At 45.5% G+C, this 16,769-nt stretch carries 11 protein-coding genes; all 11 read right to left on the bottom strand.

The window, feature by feature from the left end; translation table 11 throughout:
* Positions 1–80: 80 nt before the first annotated feature.
* Positions 81–371: a WD40 repeat domain-containing protein gene (locus ACOMG9_RS12270; RefSeq protein ID WP_494530308.1), complete on the bottom strand. Its 291-nt coding sequence runs from the start codon at positions 369–371 to the stop codon at positions 81–83.
* Entirely contained in the window at positions 304–1,692 is a 1,389-nt protein-coding gene (locus ACOMG9_RS12265) for an F-box/WD repeat-containing protein (protein WP_494530307.1), read from the bottom strand. The genes ACOMG9_RS12270 and ACOMG9_RS12265 overlap by 68 nt, the downstream gene beginning before the upstream one ends.
* A gap of 104 nt (positions 1,693–1,796) precedes the next feature.
* On the bottom strand, positions 1,797–3,392 hold the full coding sequence (locus ACOMG9_RS12260) for an F-box/WD repeat-containing protein (RefSeq protein ID WP_448217108.1): 1,596 nt from the start codon (positions 3,390–3,392) through the stop codon (positions 1,797–1,799).
* A 90-nt stretch (positions 3,393–3,482) separates the two neighbouring features.
* Positions 3,483–5,054, bottom strand: coding sequence for a WD40 repeat domain-containing protein (locus ACOMG9_RS12255; protein WP_448217107.1), 1,572 nt, complete (start codon positions 5,052–5,054; stop codon positions 3,483–3,485).
* A 155-nt stretch (positions 5,055–5,209) separates the two neighbouring features.
* Positions 5,210–6,775 carry an F-box/WD repeat-containing protein gene (locus ACOMG9_RS12250; RefSeq protein WP_448217106.1) on the bottom strand — a complete coding sequence of 522 codons (1,566 nt, stop codon included), beginning with the start codon at positions 6,773–6,775 and terminating at the stop codon, positions 5,210–5,212.
* A 206-nt stretch (positions 6,776–6,981) separates the two neighbouring features.
* The gene (locus tag ACOMG9_RS12245; RefSeq protein WP_448217105.1) at positions 6,982–8,568 is read right to left on the bottom strand and encodes an F-box/WD repeat-containing protein; all 1,587 of its coding nucleotides are present in this window, start codon (positions 8,566–8,568) and stop codon (positions 6,982–6,984) included.
* Between the two features lie 47 nt (positions 8,569–8,615).
* Positions 8,616–8,801, bottom strand: coding sequence for a hypothetical protein (locus tag ACOMG9_RS12240; RefSeq protein ID WP_448217104.1), 186 nt, complete (start codon positions 8,799–8,801; stop codon positions 8,616–8,618).
* 168 nt (positions 8,802–8,969) lie between these two features.
* A complete protein-coding gene (locus tag ACOMG9_RS12235) occupies positions 8,970–10,559 on the bottom strand; it encodes an F-box/WD repeat-containing protein (RefSeq protein WP_448217103.1) in 1,590 nt (529 codons plus the stop codon).
* 153 nt (positions 10,560–10,712) lie between these two features.
* Positions 10,713–12,299: an F-box/WD repeat-containing protein gene (locus ACOMG9_RS12230; protein WP_494530306.1), complete on the bottom strand. Its 1,587-nt coding sequence runs from the start codon at positions 12,297–12,299 to the stop codon at positions 10,713–10,715.
* 187 nt (positions 12,300–12,486) lie between these two features.
* Complete coding sequence (locus ACOMG9_RS12225; RefSeq protein WP_448217099.1) at positions 12,487–14,088, bottom strand: WD40 repeat domain-containing protein; 1,602 nt, start codon at positions 14,086–14,088, stop codon at positions 12,487–12,489.
* A gap of 189 nt (positions 14,089–14,277) precedes the next feature.
* A complete protein-coding gene (locus ACOMG9_RS12220; protein WP_494530305.1) occupies positions 14,278–16,764 on the bottom strand; it encodes an ankyrin repeat domain-containing protein in 2,487 nt (828 codons plus the stop codon).
* Positions 16,765–16,769 lie beyond the last annotated feature (5 nt).

The raw sequence follows: 16,769 nt of genomic DNA, 5'->3' as shown, positions 1-16,769 counted from the left end.
GAGACATTTTCAGAATGAAAGTTCATAACAGGTTGTTAAGTGCAACTAACAAAATTTCTTTCGACACATGCAAGAGGCTGTCACTCAGTGACAGCAGGCAATGAACGATTCTTTCGTAGTTCAGTGATAATCACTGTGCCATCCTCACTGGCTGTGATCACCTGGCTGCAATCGGTGCTAAAGGCGGCCGATGAGATCTTGCCATCATGGGTAATGGTGGCTTTTTCTAACCATGACCCGTCATCCTGCTGAGCGATGATTTTCACTGTTTTGTCTCTGCTGGCAGTCACCAGATGGCGACCGTCAGGACTGAAGGTCGCTGATAAGGCCCAACCTATGAGAAAAGGTGGCTTTCTCTTCCCAAAAGCCATCGGCTTTTCGAGCGTAGATTTTCACCGTGCCATCGTAGCTGGCAGTGGCTACATGGCGGCCATCGGGGCTGAAAGTGGCTGTGTTGACGATTCCAGTGTGTTGAATGGTGGTAATTTTTTTCCATGATCCGTCGGCCTTCTTGATAAAGATTCTTGCCTTGCAATCCCTACTGGCGGTGACCAGATAGCGGCCATTGGGGCTGAACCTGGCTGATATGACAATACCTTTATGGGGAATGGAGTCTTTTTCTTGCCATGATAATCCATCAGCCCCCAGGCTATGAATTTTCACCGTTTTATCGTGACAGCTCGTTACCAAGTGGCAGTCATCAGTGCTGAAATTGGCTGAATAGACACAAGACCAATGGGGAAGGATGGCTGTATATTGCCATGATCCATCATCCTTCAGGCTATAGATTTTCGCAGTGCAATCCCAACTGGCGGTCACCACATGTCGACTATTGGTGCTGAAGGCGGCTGATTTGATGCGTCCACTATGGAGAATGGTGGTTTTTGGTTCCCATGACCCATCGCACCCCAGAGCACATATCTTCGCCGTGTAATTCAAACAGATGGTGAGTAAATGTTGACTATCGGGGCTAAAAATGACTGACTCGACCCGGTTTTCATGGGGAATAGTGGTGTTTATTTCCCATATTCCATCCGCATTGCGGGCGTAGATTTTTACCCTATAGTCTCCATTGGCGGTAACCAGATAGCGGCCATCAGCACTGAGGGCGGCTGAATACACTTTAGCGAGGAATGCTATCGGCAGGTGATCAGGAGTGTCGATGGCTGAGTTGGCATGATAAGTTTTATCAAAGGTGGCTTTAGTGACCAGTTCATAGCTTTCACATTTAGACATCAGCTCTGCCCTGGTGAAAAATAACAGATCAGTTAAATTAACACTTTCTGGCCGACAATCTGTGAGCGAATTGAGTAACGCCTGGTCACTAGAAAACGACTCAAGCCAGGCACGGAGTTGATCCTTGTCTTTTGCATTAATGGTCATCCTCAGTTGCTTCTGGTGTGGTAATGAAAACTGGCTAAACCAGGCTTTTGCCAGAGTGTTATCTGTTTTGATAAGGTCACGAAGGCGGACACATACCTTTTGTAAACTGCGAATATCCCGAAGTTCCAAATGGCAAAAAATCATGGATAGTGTATCTGAGGATAAAGCCAGCAATGAAGATTGTTGCCTTATTTTCTTATCGGCTAGAGTGACGGACCTACCCGCATTCCTACCCACTAGTGCTAACAATCGATCTCGGGCTCGCTTTAGTCGAGGTTTAATACCGGGATTATTATTTATTCCATGCATGACTGTTTCCCACAAGGTTGATATTTATTCTTGATTAACAAGAACGGTTAAAAATCATTTATTTAGTTGGAGACAGTTTCGGAACGAAAGTTCATAACAGCTTGTTAAGTGCAACTGACAAAGTTTCTTTCGGTGCATGCAGGAGGGTGTCTTTTGGTGACAGCAGACAACGAATGATACCAAAGCAGTTCAGTGATTCTCACGCTGGCATCCCAACCGGCGGTGATCACACGATGGCCATCGTCGTTAAAAGTCGCTGATTTTATCCAGCTAAAATGGGCAATGCTGGCTATTTCTATCCATGAGCCATCGGCTCTCTGAGCAATGATTTTGGCCGTTGCGTCACCGCTGGCAGTCACAATATGTCGGCCATCAGGGCTGAAGATGGCCGATGTGACCCAGGCCCTATGATAAAAGATGGCTTTTCTTTCCCATGAGCCATCGGCTTTTCTGCCGTAAATTTTCACTGTGTCATCTTCGCTGGCAGTGACTACATGAAGGCTATCCGGGCTGAAGTTAGCTGTGTTGACATGATCCTTGTGGTCAATGACGGTCTTTACTTCCCATGAACCTTTGTCGTTCTTGCCACAGACTTTCGCGGTGTGATCCCTGCTGGCAGTGACCACATAGCGGTTATCGGGACTGAAGCTGACTGAATTGACAATGTCATTATGGTCAATGATGGCTTCTACTTTCCACGATCCATCGGTATTCTGGCTATGGATTTTCGCTGTGTAATCCCAACTGGCGGTGACTACATGGCGGCCATCGGCGCTGAAGGCAGCTGATTGGACCAAACCATCATGGGAGAAGGTGGCTGTTAATTGCCATGATCCATCGTCCTTCCGGCTATGGATTTTCGCTGTCATGTCCCAACTGGCGGTCAACACATGGCGGCTATCGGCACTGAAGGTGGCTGATCGCACCGAATACTCATTGGTAATGATGGCTTTTTTTGTCCATGATTTATCGTACTCCAGACCATATATTTTCGCCGTGCCATCATAACTGGCAGTCACCAGATGCTGACCATCGGGGCTGAAACTGACTGAGTTGAGGTCACCGTTGTGTGGAATAAGGCCCTGTTGTACCCATGATCCATTGCCCTCCTTGCCGTAGATTCTCACCATTCTACTGGCGGTGGCCAGATGGCGGCCATCGGCACTGAGGGCGGCTGAGTTGATAGTTTCATTTTCCTTAATGGTGGAGTTTGTTACCAACTTAAACCTTTCATAATGAGACATCAGCTTAGCCTTGGTGAAATACAACAGAGCAGGAAAATAAACACTCTCCCGTCGCCCCACGAGTGAATTGACTAACTCTTTGTCATTCGTAAACGACTGCAACCAATCACGGAGCTGATAGTCATTTTTTCTGCTGATGGTCATGCTCAGTTGATGCTGATGGGGTGAAGGAAACCGGCGATACCAGGCTTTTGCCAGAGCGTTATCCTGTTTGACAAGATCGCGAAGGTGGATACATACCTGTTGTAAACTGCAAATATCCCTAAGCTTCAAATAACGAAAAACTCTGGAAAGAGATAATAAGGATAAATGCTGCAGTGAAGGTTTTTCATTTTTTCCTGTGTCAGCCAGAGAGATTGTTCTGCCTGCACGGCTAGCCGCATCTGTTCTTGATTGAACTCGTTCAGGTTGTGAATGTAAGCCTTCAATGCTGGAGTTATTACCTATCCCATTCATGATTTGTTCCCAGAGACTGAGTATTTATCTTGATTAGCAATTACCATTGAGCTGGTTAATTGCCGAATGGCGTCTCTCAGTGAACAGCATTCAATTATTTCTCTGCAGTTCATTAATTTGCACTGTTCTATCCCAACTGGCGGTTACCACATAGCGATTATCGGCGCTAAAGTTGGCTGTCATAACCAAGTTGCCATGGGTAACGCTGGCTCTTTCTGACCATGACCCATCGTTCGCCTGACTAATGATTTTCGCCGTCCAATCTTTGCTGCCGGTCACCAGATGGCAGCCATCAGGGCTGAAGGTGGCTGAATGCACAGCTCTGGAATGTTTAATGACGGTTTTTTCTTGCCATTTTTCATGAGCGTTCAGGTAATAGATTTTCACCGTGCGATCATTACTGGCAGTCACCAAATGGCGGCTATCGGGGCTGAAGGTAGCTGAGTTGACAGAACCCTCGTGGTGAATGGTAGCTATTTCTACCCAGAATCCATTGCTATCCCTGCCAAAGATTTTCGCCTCTTTGTCATCGCTGGCAGTCACTACATAGCGGCCATCGGGGCTGAAACTGGCTGAATTGATGCTGTTTTCATGGGAAATGACACCTTCTAATTCCCATGATCCATCGGCCTTCTGACCATGGATGTTCGCTCTATGATTCCCCCAAACGATTACCAAATGGCTGCCATCGGTGCTGAAGGTGGCAGATATCTTATTGACGTCGTCGGTTATGCGTTTTTCTGGTTCGATATAACCTCGGGAAAGGCTGGCTGTTTCTGCCCATGATCCATCGTCCATCCGGCTATGGATTTTCGCTGTGTAATTCCAAAAGGCAGTTATCACATGGCAGCCATCGGTGCTGAAAGCGGCTGATTGGACACAACCATCATCGCGCAGGGTGAGGGTGGTTGATAATGCCCATGATTCATCGGACCCCAGGCTATATATTTTCGCCGTGTAATCGCTGCTGATTGTTAGCAAATGCTGGCCATCAGGGCTGAACATGGGTGATTTGACCCTGCAGTGATTGGGAATGCTGGTTTTTTTTAACCATGATCCAACACTCTTCTGGTCATAGATAGTCGCCTTATATTTATCACTGGCGGTCACAAGATGACGGCCATCGACGCTCAGAGCGGCTGACTTGATCAAACTATTTTCGTGAATAGTGGCTTCTGTATTCAGATTAAATGTTTCATATTGAGACATTAGCCGGGCTCTGTTGAAATATAACAACGCAGGCGAATAAACGCTCTCCAGTCTGAGATTTGCCAATGGCTCGACTAACGCCTCATCCTCGGTAAAGAGGTTCAACCAATCACGAATTTGATGACTGTCTTTTGCATTGATGGACGTGCTTAGTTGACGCTGGTGTGCTGAAGAAAACTGGCGATACCAGGCTTTTGCCAGAGCGTTGTCGTCTTTGACAGCGGTTTGGAGGTGCTTGCATGTCAGTCCTGTATTGTAAATATCTCTAAGCTGCAAACAGCGAAAAATCATGGAAAGTGAGGGTAAAGACAGTAGTGATGGTCTTTGCTTTTTTTCCTCGCCAACTACAGTGACGCTCCTGCCCGCGCTGTCATTCGCTGGTGTTGCCAGTCGAGCTAGCTTTGGTGGCGAGACCGGACCTTCAACGAGGGGATTATTATCTATTCCGTGCATGTCTGACTCCTGAAAAATTTGGAATTATCTTCGTCCAATAGAGACGTTCGAAAGTTAATCATTCAGGTTAGAAACTGTTTCGGAATGATAAGTTCAAAACATTTTGTTAAGTGCAACTAACAAAGTTTCTGTCTTTTCGCCTGCGCAGAAAGATGTCAGACAATGACAGCAGGTAATGAATCATTCATCCGTAGTTCAGTGATTTGCACCTCACAGTCCCTGCCGGCAGTAATCACACGGCTGCCATCGGCGCTGAAGGTAGCATATAAGACGTTGCCTTTGTGGTAAATTCTGGCTTTTTCTGACCATGATCCATCGTCGTTCTGGCCGATGATTTTCGCCGTTCCGTCCCTGCTGGCAGTGACCAGATGGCGGCTATCAGGGCTGAAGCTGGCTGAATTGACCCCATCGTCATGGTTAAAGGTGGCTTTTTTTATCCATTTTTCATCAGCGTTCAGGTAATAGATTTTCACCGTGCAGTCGTTACTGGCAGTGAGCACGTAACGGCCATCGGGACTGAAGGTGGCTGACCAGACAGCACAATCGTGTTCAATGGTGATTTCTGGCAGCCATGATCCATCGGCCTGCCTGCCGTAGATTTTCGCTGTGAAATCGCGGCTGGCGGTCACGATATAGTGACTGTCCGGGCTGAAGTTGCCCGTGTAGACGATACTTTCATGGGGAATGATACCTTTCACTTCCCATGATCCATCGGTCTTCTGACTGTGTATTTTTGCTGTGTAATCAAAACCCGCTGTGACCAGGTGGCAGCCATCGGCGCTGAGGGCGGCTGATTCGATACGTGCATTATGGGAAAGGGTGGTTGGTAATTCCCATGATCCATCGTCTTTCAGGCCATGGATCATCGTCGTTCCGTCCCTGCTGGTAGTCAACACATGGCGCTCATCGACAATGAGGCTTAATGCATGACGATTATTTGCCAGGGTCGCTTTATGTTTCCATGACCCATCAGCCTCCTTGTCATAGATTTTCACTGTGCCATCGCCACAGGCGGTCAACACACGGTCACCATTGAGGTTAAAAATAACTGAGTTGACCCAGTCCTCATGGGGAATGGTGGTTATATTTTCCCATGATCCGTCAGTCTTATAAACGTAGATTTGCGGCGTTCTTTCTCTTGGGTCTTCAGCGACGGTTACCATATGGCGGCCGTCAACACTGAGGAGAGCTGTTTCGATAGCCATGTCTTCCTTGATGGTGGCTTTATTAACCAATTTAAAGGTTTTACACTCGGACATCAGCTTAGTCTTGGTGAAATATAACCGTGCAGGTAAATAAACACTCTCAGGTTTGCAATCTTTGAACGACGTCAGTACCGCCTCATCATTAGTAAATGACTGCAACCAGGCACGGAGTTGATTCCCATTTTTTGTATTGATGGTTTTCCTGAGTTGATACTGGTGTGGTGAAGAAAACTGTCGATACCAGGCTTTTGCCAGAGTGTTATCTTCGTTGATAAGGTCGCGAAAGCGGGTACATACTTTTGTTAAGCTGCTAACATCCCGAAACTTCAAATGAGAAAAAATCATGGCAAGTGATAATGAAGATAAACCCTGCAATGAAGGTTTATTCTCGATTTCCTTGTCGGGTTCAGTGACGCTCCTGCCTGCGCAGATAACCTTTGGTGTTTGCAAACGAACTTGCCCGGGTGGTGGGGAGTGTGAACCATCGGTGCTCGATTTATTATCTATTCCATGCATGTTTTATTTCCTTATCCCTGATTGGCAAAGACGTCCAATATTGATTCAGGTAGTTAGAATCGGATTTAGAGGGAAAGTTCATGACATGTTGTTTAGTTCAACTAACAAAAACAGGACTCTGATTCCGGACAATGGTTAATAATTTCTATCTTTCAACACAGGCAGAATGGCGTCACTCACTGACCACCCTTGTTGAGTAAGAAAAATCACATGGTTATACAGACACGCTGAAAAAGGGTTGGGGCAGCAGGCAATAAGTTACTCCTCTGTAGTTCAGTGATTATCACCCTGTTGCCACCAGCAGTCACCACGTGGCTGCCATCGTCGCTAAAGCTGGCTGATTTAAGCCAGTATCTGTGGGAAATACAGGCTTTTTCTACCCATGACCCATCGGACAGCTGGCCAATGATTTTCGCCGTGAAATCATCACTGGCGGTCACCAAATGGCGGCCATCAGGGCTGAAGGCCGCTGACCTGACACGATCCTTATGGTGAAAGATGGTTTTTTCTACCCATGATCCACTGTTTTTCCGGCCGTAGATTTTCACTCTGCAATCACTGCCGGTGGTCACCAGATGACGGCAGTCGGGGCTGAAGCTCGCTGATGTAACCCGGTCTCTATGGGAAATGCAGGCTTTTTCTACCCATGAGCCATCAGGATTCTGACTAATGATTTTTGCCGTCCAATCGTCGCTGGCGGTCACCAGATGGCGGCCATCAGGGCTGAAGGTGGCTGAATTGACAGGTAGTTGATGATAAAAAATGAAGGCGTTTTTTTCCCATGATCCATCGGTATTCTGGCGATGGATTTTTGCCGTCTTATCCCGACTGGCGGTGACCAGAAGGTGGCCATCGGGGCTGAAGTTACCTGAGGAAACCGCATCATTATGGGAAAATGTGGCTGTCAATTGCCATGATCCATCGTCCTTTCGGCTAAGGAGTTGCGCCGTTCCATCCGAACTGTTGGTTATTACATGGCGATCATCGGTGCTAAAGCTGGCTGATATAACCGGGATATCGTGGGAAAAGCAGGCTTTTTCTGACCATGACCCATCGCACCCCAAACGGTATATTTTTGCTGTACCATCCCGACTGGCGGTCAACACACGCTCCCCATCGTGGCTGAAAATAGCTGAGTTGACCCGGCTTTGATGGGGAATGATGGTATTTGTTTGCCATGATCCATCAGCCATGTGGCGGTAGATTTTTGCTGTATTGTCAAGACTGATGGTTAACAGATGGCGGCCATCGACACTGAGGGCGGCTGAGTTGACAGATTTATTTTCGTAAATGGTGTCTTTTCTCATCCAATTAAATATTTTATATCCGGACATCAGCCTGGCTCTGGTGAAATATAACTGAGCAGGCACAAAAGCCCTGGCCGGGTTGAGGTTTGTGAGTGACTTCAACAACGCCTGATTATTCGTGAACGACTTTAACCAATTACGGAGTTGAGAAGCATCTTTTGTTTTGATAGCTGCCCTTAGTTGATACTGCTGTGCTGAAGGAAACCGACGGTACCAGGCTTTTGCCAGAGCGTTATCCTGTTTGACAGCCTTGCGAAGAAAGGTACAGGTAAGTTCTACGCTGCGGATATCTCTAAGCTCCAAATAGGAAAAAATCATGGAAAGTGATAATGAGGATATAGCCTGTAATGAAGGTTTATCCTTTATTTTCTGGTCAGGTATCCTGACGCTCCTGTCTGCATGGGTACCCTCTGGTTTTTGCAAATGAGCTCGCTTAGGTGGCAAGAGTAAAGCTTGAGTTCTGGCGTTATTATCTGTTCCATTCATATTTTTTTCTCTGAAAGCAGGTAGCTATCCTCAATGAGCAACGATGTTCAATATTCATCCAGCTGCTTAGAGTTGGTTTTAGAATGAAAGTTCATGACATCTGGTGAAGTGCAGCTAATCCCGTCATTCCCGGCTTCATTCTCGTCATTCCCGGCTTCATTCTCGTCATTTCCGGCTTCATTCTCGTCATTCCCGGCTTCATTCTCGTCATTCCCGCGAAAGCGGGAATCCACACTGACTCACCACCAGAACCATACTGCCCGGTGCCCCCCTGGCCTTGTCATCCCCGAGAAGGCAGAGATCCACTGTTGGCGCTGGATTCCCGCCTTCGCGGGAATGACGACTTCAGAGCGTGAGAACGAGCTGTTGAAGTTTTGCGACACCCTCTTGAGTAAGAAAAATCACAAGATGGTACAGATACGCTGAAGAAGGGGTGGGGCAGCAGGCAATAAATTACTCCACTGTAGTTCAGTGATTATCACTGTGTCGTCACCAACGGTCACCACATGGCTGCCATCGTCGCTAAAGCTGGCTGATTTAAGCCAGTATCTGTGGAAAATACAGGCTTTTTCTACCCATGACCCATCGCGCTGCAGGCCAATGATTTTCGCTGTGCCATCATCACTGGCGGTCACCAAATGGCGGCTATCAGGGCTGAAGGCCGCTGACCTGACACTCTCCTCATGGTAAAAGATGGCTTTTTCTGCCCATGATCTATTGTCTCGCTGGCAGTAGATTTTCACTCTGCAATCAGCGCCGGAGGTCACCAAATGACGACAGTCGGGGCTGAAGGTGGCTGAAAGTACCTGTTTATCATGGGAAATGCAGGCTATTTCTAACCATGAGTCATCGGGCTGCTGACTAATGATTTTCGCTGTGCCATCGTTGCTGGCGGTCACCAGATCGCGGCCATCAGGGCTGAAGGTGGCTGACATGACACGATTCTGATGGTAAAAAGTGAAGACTGCTTCTTCCCATGATCCATCAGCTTTCTGGCGATGGATTTTCGCTGTATTATCCCAACTGGCGGTGACCACATGGTGGCCATCGGGGCTGAAGTTACCTGAGTAAACCGCACCATCATTATGGGAAAATGTGGCTGTCAATTGCCATGATCCATCGTCCTTCCGGCTATGGATTTGCGCCGTTCCATCCAAACTGTTGGTTATCACACGGCGGCCATCGGCGCTAAAGCTGGCTGTCAGAACCGAGTTATCATGGGAAATGCAGGCTTTTTCTAACCATGACCCATCGCACCCTAAACGGTATATTTTCGCTGTGTCATCCTCACTGGCGGTTAACACTTGCTCCCCATCGGGGCTGAAAATAGCAGAGTTGAGCTGGTCTTGATGGGGAATGATGGTGTTTGTTTCCCATGATCCATCAGCCGTGCGGCGGTAGATTTTTGCTGTATAATCGAGACTCGCGATTAACAGATGGCGACCATCGACACTGAGGGCAGCTGAGCTGACAGATTTATTTTCGTGAATGGTGTCTTTTCTCACCAAATTAAATATTTTACATTCGGACATCAGCCTGGCTCTGGTGAAATATAACTGAGCAGGCACACTAACCCCCACCGGGTTGAGGTCTGTGAGTGACTTCAACAACGCCTGATCATTGGTGAATGACTCTAACCAATCGCGAAGTTGACTAGCATCTTTTGTTTTGATGGCTGTCCTTAGTTGATACTGCTGTGCTGAAGGAAACCGGCGATACCAGGCTTTTGCCAGAGCGTTATCTTCTTTGACAGCCTTGCGAAGGTAGGTACAGGTAAGTTCTATGCTGCGGATATCTCTAAACTCCAAATAGGAAAAAATCACAGAAAGTGGTATTGAAGATAAAACCTGCAATGAAGGTTTTTCCTCTATTTTCTGGTCAGGTACCTTGATGCTCCTATCTGCATGGTTACCCTCTGGCGATTGCAAATGAACTTGCTCAGGTGGCGAGAGTGAAATTACAATTCTGGAGTTATTATCTGTTTCATTCATATTTTTTTCTCTTAAAGCAGGTGGCTAACCTCGATGAGCAACGACGTTCAGTATTGATTCAGCTGCTTAGAGTCGGTTTTAGAATGAAAGTTCATGAAATCTTGTCAGGCCGAATCGTGTTACTCACTGACCACCCCTGTTGAGTAAGAAAAATCACAAGATGGTACAGATACGCTGAAGAAGGGGTGGGGCAGCAGGCAATAAATCACTCCACTGTAGTTCAGTGATTATCACCTTGTCGTCACCAGCGGTCACCACATGACTGCCATCGTCGCTAAAACTGGCTGACATAATCCGGTATCTATGGGAAATGCGGGCTTTTTCTAACCATGACCCATCGCGCTGCAGACCAATGATTTTCGCTGTGCCATCATTACTGGCGGTCACCAAATGGCGGCCATCAGGGCTGAAGGCCGCTGAGCTGACAGGATCATCATGTTTAAAGGTGGCTTTTATTACCCATGATCCATTGTTTTTTTGGCGATGGATTTTCACTGTCTTATCCCAACTGGTGGTGACCACATGGTGGTTATCGGGGCTGAAGGTGGCTGATAGAACCGTGTTATCATGGGAAATACAGGTTATTTCTAACCATGAGCCATCGGGCTGCTGACTAATGATTTTCGCCGTGCCATCTTCGCTGGCAGTCACCAGGTGGCGGCCATCAGGGCTGAAGGTGGCTGACCTGACACGATTCTGATGGTTAAAAGTGAAGGCTGCTTCTTCCCATGATCCATCGGTTTTCTGGCGATGGATTTTCACTGTTTTGTCCCAACTGGCGGTGGCTACATTGTGGCCATCGGGGCTCAAGTTGCCTGAGTAAACAGCTTCATTATGGAAAAATGTGGCCGTCAATTGCCATGATCCATCGTCCATCCGGCTATGGATTTGCGCCGTTCTGTCCGAACTGTTGGTTATCACATGGCGGCCATTGCTGCTAAAGCTGGCTGCCAGAACCGAGTCATTATGGAAAATGCAGGCTTTTTCTGACCATGATCCATCGCCCCCCAAACGGTATATTTTCGCTGTGCCATCCCAACTGGCGGTTAACACATGCTCCTCATCGGGGCTGAAAATAGCTGAGCTGACCCTTCTTCCATGGGGAATGATGGTGTTTGTTTCCCATGATTCATCAGCCATGCGGCGGTAGATTTTTGCTGTATATTCGAAATTGGCGATTAACAGATGGCGGCCATCGACACTGAGGGCGGCTGTGTCGACAGATTCATCTACGTGAATGGTATCTTTTCTCACCAAATTAAATATTTTATATTCGGACATCAGCCTGGCTTTGGTGAAATATAACTGAGCAGGCACACAAGCCCCCACCGGGTTGAGGTCTGTGAGTGACTTCAACAATGCCTGATTATTCGTGAACGACTCTAACCAATCACGGAGTTGAGTAGCATCTTTTGTTTTGATGGCTGCCCTTAGTTGATACTGCTGTGCTGAAGGAAACCGACGATACCAGGCTTTTGCCAGAGCCTTATCCTCTTTGACAGCCTTGTGAAGAAAGGTACAGGTAAGTTCTACGCTGCGGATATCCCTAAGCTCCAAATAGGAAAAAATCATAGAAAGTGGTAATTCGGTTAAAGCCTGCAATGAAGGTTTATCCTTTATTTTCTGGTCAGGTACCCTGACTCTCCTGTCTGCATGGTTACCCTCTGGTGTTTGCAAATGAGCTCGCTTGGGAGGCGAGTGTGAAACTTCAATTCTGGGGTTATTGTCTATTCCATTCATATTTTTTTCTCTGAAAGCAGGTACGTATCCTCAATGAGCAACGACGTTCAATATTGATCCAGCTGCTTAGAGTCAGTTTTAGAATGAAAGTTCATGAAATGTTGTGAAGTACAGCTGACAAGTTTTGTTTCTTTCAACAGGGGCAGAATGGCGTCAGTCACTGACCACCCCCGTTGAGTAAGAAAAATCACACGATTGTACAGCTACGCTGAGAAAGGGGTGGGGCAGGCAATAAATCACTCCGCTTTAGTTCAGTGATTTTCACCATGTGGCCGCCAGCGGTCAGCACATGACTGCCATCGTCGCTAATGCTGGCTGATAGAACATAGCCATCATGGGAAATGCAGGCTTTTTCTACCCATGACCCATCGGGCAGCAGACCCATGATTTTCGCCGTGCCATCATCACTGGCGGTCACGAAATGGAGGCCATCAAGGCTGAAGGCGGCTGACCTGGCGCGATCCTTATGGTGAATGATGGCTTTTTTTAGCAATGATCCATTGTCTTTCCGGGCGTAGATGTTCACTGTGCCATCATAGCCGACAGTCACCAAATGACGGCAGTCGGGACTGAAGGTGGCTGATTCGACAATACCATCATGGAGTAGTATGGCGGTTAATTCCCATGAACCATTGTCTTTGCGGCTATGGATTTTTGCAGTGCAATCACTACTGGTGGTCACGAGATGGCGGTTATCAGGGCTGAAGGTGGCCGATAAGACACTACTCTCATGGTCAATGATGGCTTCTTCTTCCCATGATCCATCGGTCTTCCGGGCAAGGATTTTCGCCGTACTATCCCAACTGGCGGTGACTGCATAGCGGCTATCAGGGCTGAAGCTGGCCGATTCGACACCATCATTATGGGAAAATGTGGCTGTCAATTGCCATGATCCATCGTCTATCTGGCTATGGATTTGCACCTTTCCATCCGAACTGTTGGTTATCACATGTTGGCTATCGGCGCTAAAGTTGGCTGATAGAACCGGGGCATCATGGGAAATGATGGCTTTTGGTTGCCATGATTCATCCAGTTTCCATGCTTCTTCGTACCCCAAACTATATATTTTCGCTGTGCCATCCCGGCTGGCGGTCAACACATGCTTCCCGTCGAGGCTGAAAATAGCTGAGTAGACAAAGCTTTTATGGGAAATGGTGGTTACTTTTTCCCATGATCCATCAGTCATGTGGCGGTAAATTTTTGCCTTATTGGCGTAATTGACAGCAAGCAGATAGCGACCGTCAGAACTGATCGCGGCTGAGGCGATACGTTTTTTTCCTTGAATGGTGGCTTTTGTCAGCAAATTAAATGTTTTACATTCGGACATCAGCCTGGTTTTGGTGTAATATAACCGGGCAGGGAAACAACTATCCTCGCGATTGAGATTTGTGAGTGACTCTACCAACGCCTGGTCATTCGAGAACGACTCTAACCAATCACGGAGTTGATTATCGTCTTTTGTTTTGATGGCAGTGCTTAGTTGACACTGTTGTGCTGGAGAGAACCGACGATACCAGTCTTTTGCCAGAGCGTTATAATCCATGACAGTCTCGGGAAGGGGGGTGCAAACCGGTTCTGAACTGAGGATATCCCGAGGCTCCAAATCGTGAAAAGTCATGGCAGATGATGACGGGGATATAACTGATAATGAAGGTTTTTCCTTTTCTTCCATACCAGATACTGTGATGCTCCTTCCTGCCCTTGTAACCGCTGATGTTTCCAATCGAGCTCGTTTGGGTAGTGGCGAGAGAGGGCCTTGAACGATGGAGCTATTGTCTATTTTATTCATGTTTTGTTCCTTGAAAGTGAGTATTTCATCCTTGATAAGCAAGGGGCGCTATAGTCGATACTTGGATTTAGATTCGATTTTTGCTCGGAAGTTCATAACAGGTTGATAAGTAAAACCAACAAAATTTTATTATCTGACACTGGCAGAATGGCTTATTTCCAGGATGGTGCGTAACTTGAGTTATTTAAATCAGCTCATTTTTTGTATTTTCGAAGGTGTGGCTCCGTCGGTCGAGGTGTTAGTGAACGGACTATTTGATGATTGCTTTGTATTCCCACTATTTGTCGGGAAAGCACCGGTTGTTGAAACAACATCGGACAGAAATTCGACAATTGTATGAGCACCTTTTTTTCTTGCATAATCTAATGGACTATCACCTTCAGTTGTCAACTGGTCAAGAGTGAAGTCAGATCGTTTTAATAGTAATTGGATGAAACTTAGTGAATCAGACTCAATAGCTGCCATCAGTACAGTCTTTTTGCAGTCTTTTTTCTGAAGAAGTGTTTTTCTATTGCTGATCGCCTCTTCAACTTTTTTACGTGCTTTATCATTATTGTGAGAAGTTTTATTGTACTCGCCAATTAATGCCACAATGTCATCTCCGTGAAATTCAACCCCCACTCTTGTATCTTTCAGATTATCTGCCAATGTCTCTATATCATAAAATTGCTGCTCGTTTAGCTTCCTCTTTATAAAGCTACGTACTGTGATATCGTATTTAATGGGCTGGTCAATATTCGCACCCAGATTGATTAGTTTGTTAATAATCTCAAGGCTTGTTGAATCAATCTTTATCTGCAAGGCAATATGGCCTAATGCAGTCTTACCCTCAGAGTCTTTAGCATCAACGCAGAGTTTATGAGAATCTAATAGTGACTGAATTATCTCAGTAAAATCACTATTGGCATTCCTGTCTTTGCTTTTTTTGTAACAGTCAATAGCTACTTGGAGCGGTGTTATTCCTTTGAGGCCGGGAGCATTGATATCTTCTTTTTCTATTAATATCTTGACAACCTTCACGGCAGCATTCTGGATAGCATAAATAAGCGGAGTTTCATTGTTGACTTTTAAATTATTAATACCCAGGCGATTTATCATTATTTTCATGAGATCTGATGAGTTGGCTTGGATAATCGACATTAATAATCTTTCTTTGTAGTTATCTTTCAGATCACTAGCTTTGAGTGACAGCATCTCTTTTCTTATTATTTCATAAGCTTCGAATCGATCCATGCTGGTAAGTGTGTTTAGTTTGGCAATCGATGGTATCAACGGAAACCGGCCATTTCTGAAGTCTTCCAGATTATCTGCCAATGCCTCTATATCATAAAATTGCTCCTTATTTAGCCTCCCCTTTATAAAGTTACGTACTGTTATATCGCGTATAATGGGCTGATCAATATTGGCACCCAGATTGATTAGTTTGTTAATAATCTCAAGGCTTGTTGAATCAATTATTGTCTGAAGGGCAGTATGGCATAATGCGGTCATACCCTCAGAGTCCTTAGCATCAACGCAGAGTTCATGACAATCTAATATGAACTGAATTATCCTAGTAAAATCACTGATAGAATTACGATCGGTAATCATATCTTTCCTTTTCTTGTAACAGTCAATAGCTACTTGGAGTGGTGTTTTTCCTTCGAGGCCGGGAGCATTGATATCTTGTATTTCTATTAATATCCTGACAACGTCCACGGCAGCATTCTGGATAGCATAAATAAGCGGTGTTTCATTGTTGACTTTTAAATTATTAATACCCAGGCGATTTATCATTATTTTCAGCATATCTGATGAGTCGGTTTGGATAATCGACATTAATAATCTTTCTTTGTGGTTATCTTTCAGGTCGCTAGCCTTGAGTGCCAGCATCTCTTTTTTTATTTTTTCACGAGCTTTGAGTTCATACCAGTTGGAAATTTTGTTTATGTTGGCGATCGATTCTATCAAAGAGTCAATAGTTAATTCATGGCTAATAGCCTTCTGACTTCTGGAGTTCTCTGTTTTCTCGACATCCCATAAATTTTTTATGTGATCGATAATACGGAGTCCATTGCTTAAAATGCAGGAATATAAATCACTATTCTTACCAGAACATCTATCAGGATGAAAATATTTTGTTAACGTTTTAATAATGTACTCTACATTTGAATTGTCTGAATTTTGATCAATCTTCAATATGTTGGCTAACAGAAACTTGAATATTGTTTTTTCGTTATCAGTTATTGTAACTCCGTTCTCAACTTTATTTAGAATTGATTCTATGTAGTTTCCGACACCTTTAAGTTCCCTTAAAGATTCTTTTAAATTAATCCTCTTTGATCTTTGTTGCTTATTGATCTCTTCTAGAGCGTCTTGTATTTCTATCGAATCAGCAATATTACTCTCTATCGTTCTGCAGAAAGTTTCGGCATGCCTGTTTAATCCATCAAAAAAATCAGAGGTTTGAGCAAGGGTGGGTAATATATGAATGAATTCGATAGTTCTTTCATTGACAGGTGTGTCATTCGGAAGTTTATTGGAAAATTTAAGGCTCTGCTGACTATAAACTTCCATAAGTCTAATTTTTAAAAAGCGTCCCACAGATCTGCTGTTGCCTGAATGAATCAGGCAGCCACCTGTGTTATGTTCGTCAAACAGAACCTTTGAAATCAAACCAAGCGCTTCCATGTTCATAGTTA

This window comes from Endozoicomonas sp. PH6C (genome assembly GCF_059322965.1).
This window is presented reverse-complemented; position numbering and strand designations above follow the sequence as displayed.

Excerpts from the sequence above, each read along its gene's own strand:
- ACOMG9_RS12270 (WP_494530308.1), bottom strand. The coding sequence starts at position 371 with ATGGCTTTTGGGAAGAGAAAGCCACCTTTTCTCATAGGTTGGGCCTTA.
- ACOMG9_RS12265 (WP_494530307.1), bottom strand. The coding sequence starts at position 1,692 with ATGCATGGAATAAATAATAATCCCGGTATTAAACCTCGACTAAAGCGA.
- ACOMG9_RS12260 (WP_448217108.1), bottom strand. The coding sequence starts at position 3,392 with ATGAATGGGATAGGTAATAACTCCAGCATTGAAGGCTTACATTCACAA.
- ACOMG9_RS12255 (WP_448217107.1), bottom strand. The coding sequence starts at position 5,054 with ATGCACGGAATAGATAATAATCCCCTCGTTGAAGGTCCGGTCTCGCCA.
- ACOMG9_RS12250 (WP_448217106.1), bottom strand. The coding sequence starts at position 6,775 with ATGCATGGAATAGATAATAAATCGAGCACCGATGGTTCACACTCCCCA.
- ACOMG9_RS12245 (WP_448217105.1), bottom strand. The coding sequence starts at position 8,568 with ATGAATGGAACAGATAATAACGCCAGAACTCAAGCTTTACTCTTGCCA.
- ACOMG9_RS12235 (WP_448217103.1), bottom strand. The coding sequence starts at position 10,559 with ATGAATGAAACAGATAATAACTCCAGAATTGTAATTTCACTCTCGCCA.
- ACOMG9_RS12230 (WP_494530306.1), bottom strand. The coding sequence starts at position 12,299 with ATGAATGGAATAGACAATAACCCCAGAATTGAAGTTTCACACTCGCCT.
- ACOMG9_RS12225 (WP_448217099.1), bottom strand. The coding sequence starts at position 14,088 with ATGAATAAAATAGACAATAGCTCCATCGTTCAAGGCCCTCTCTCGCCA.
- ACOMG9_RS12220 (WP_494530305.1), bottom strand. The coding sequence starts at position 16,764 with ATGAACATGGAAGCGCTTGGTTTGATTTCAAAGGTTCTGTTTGACGAA.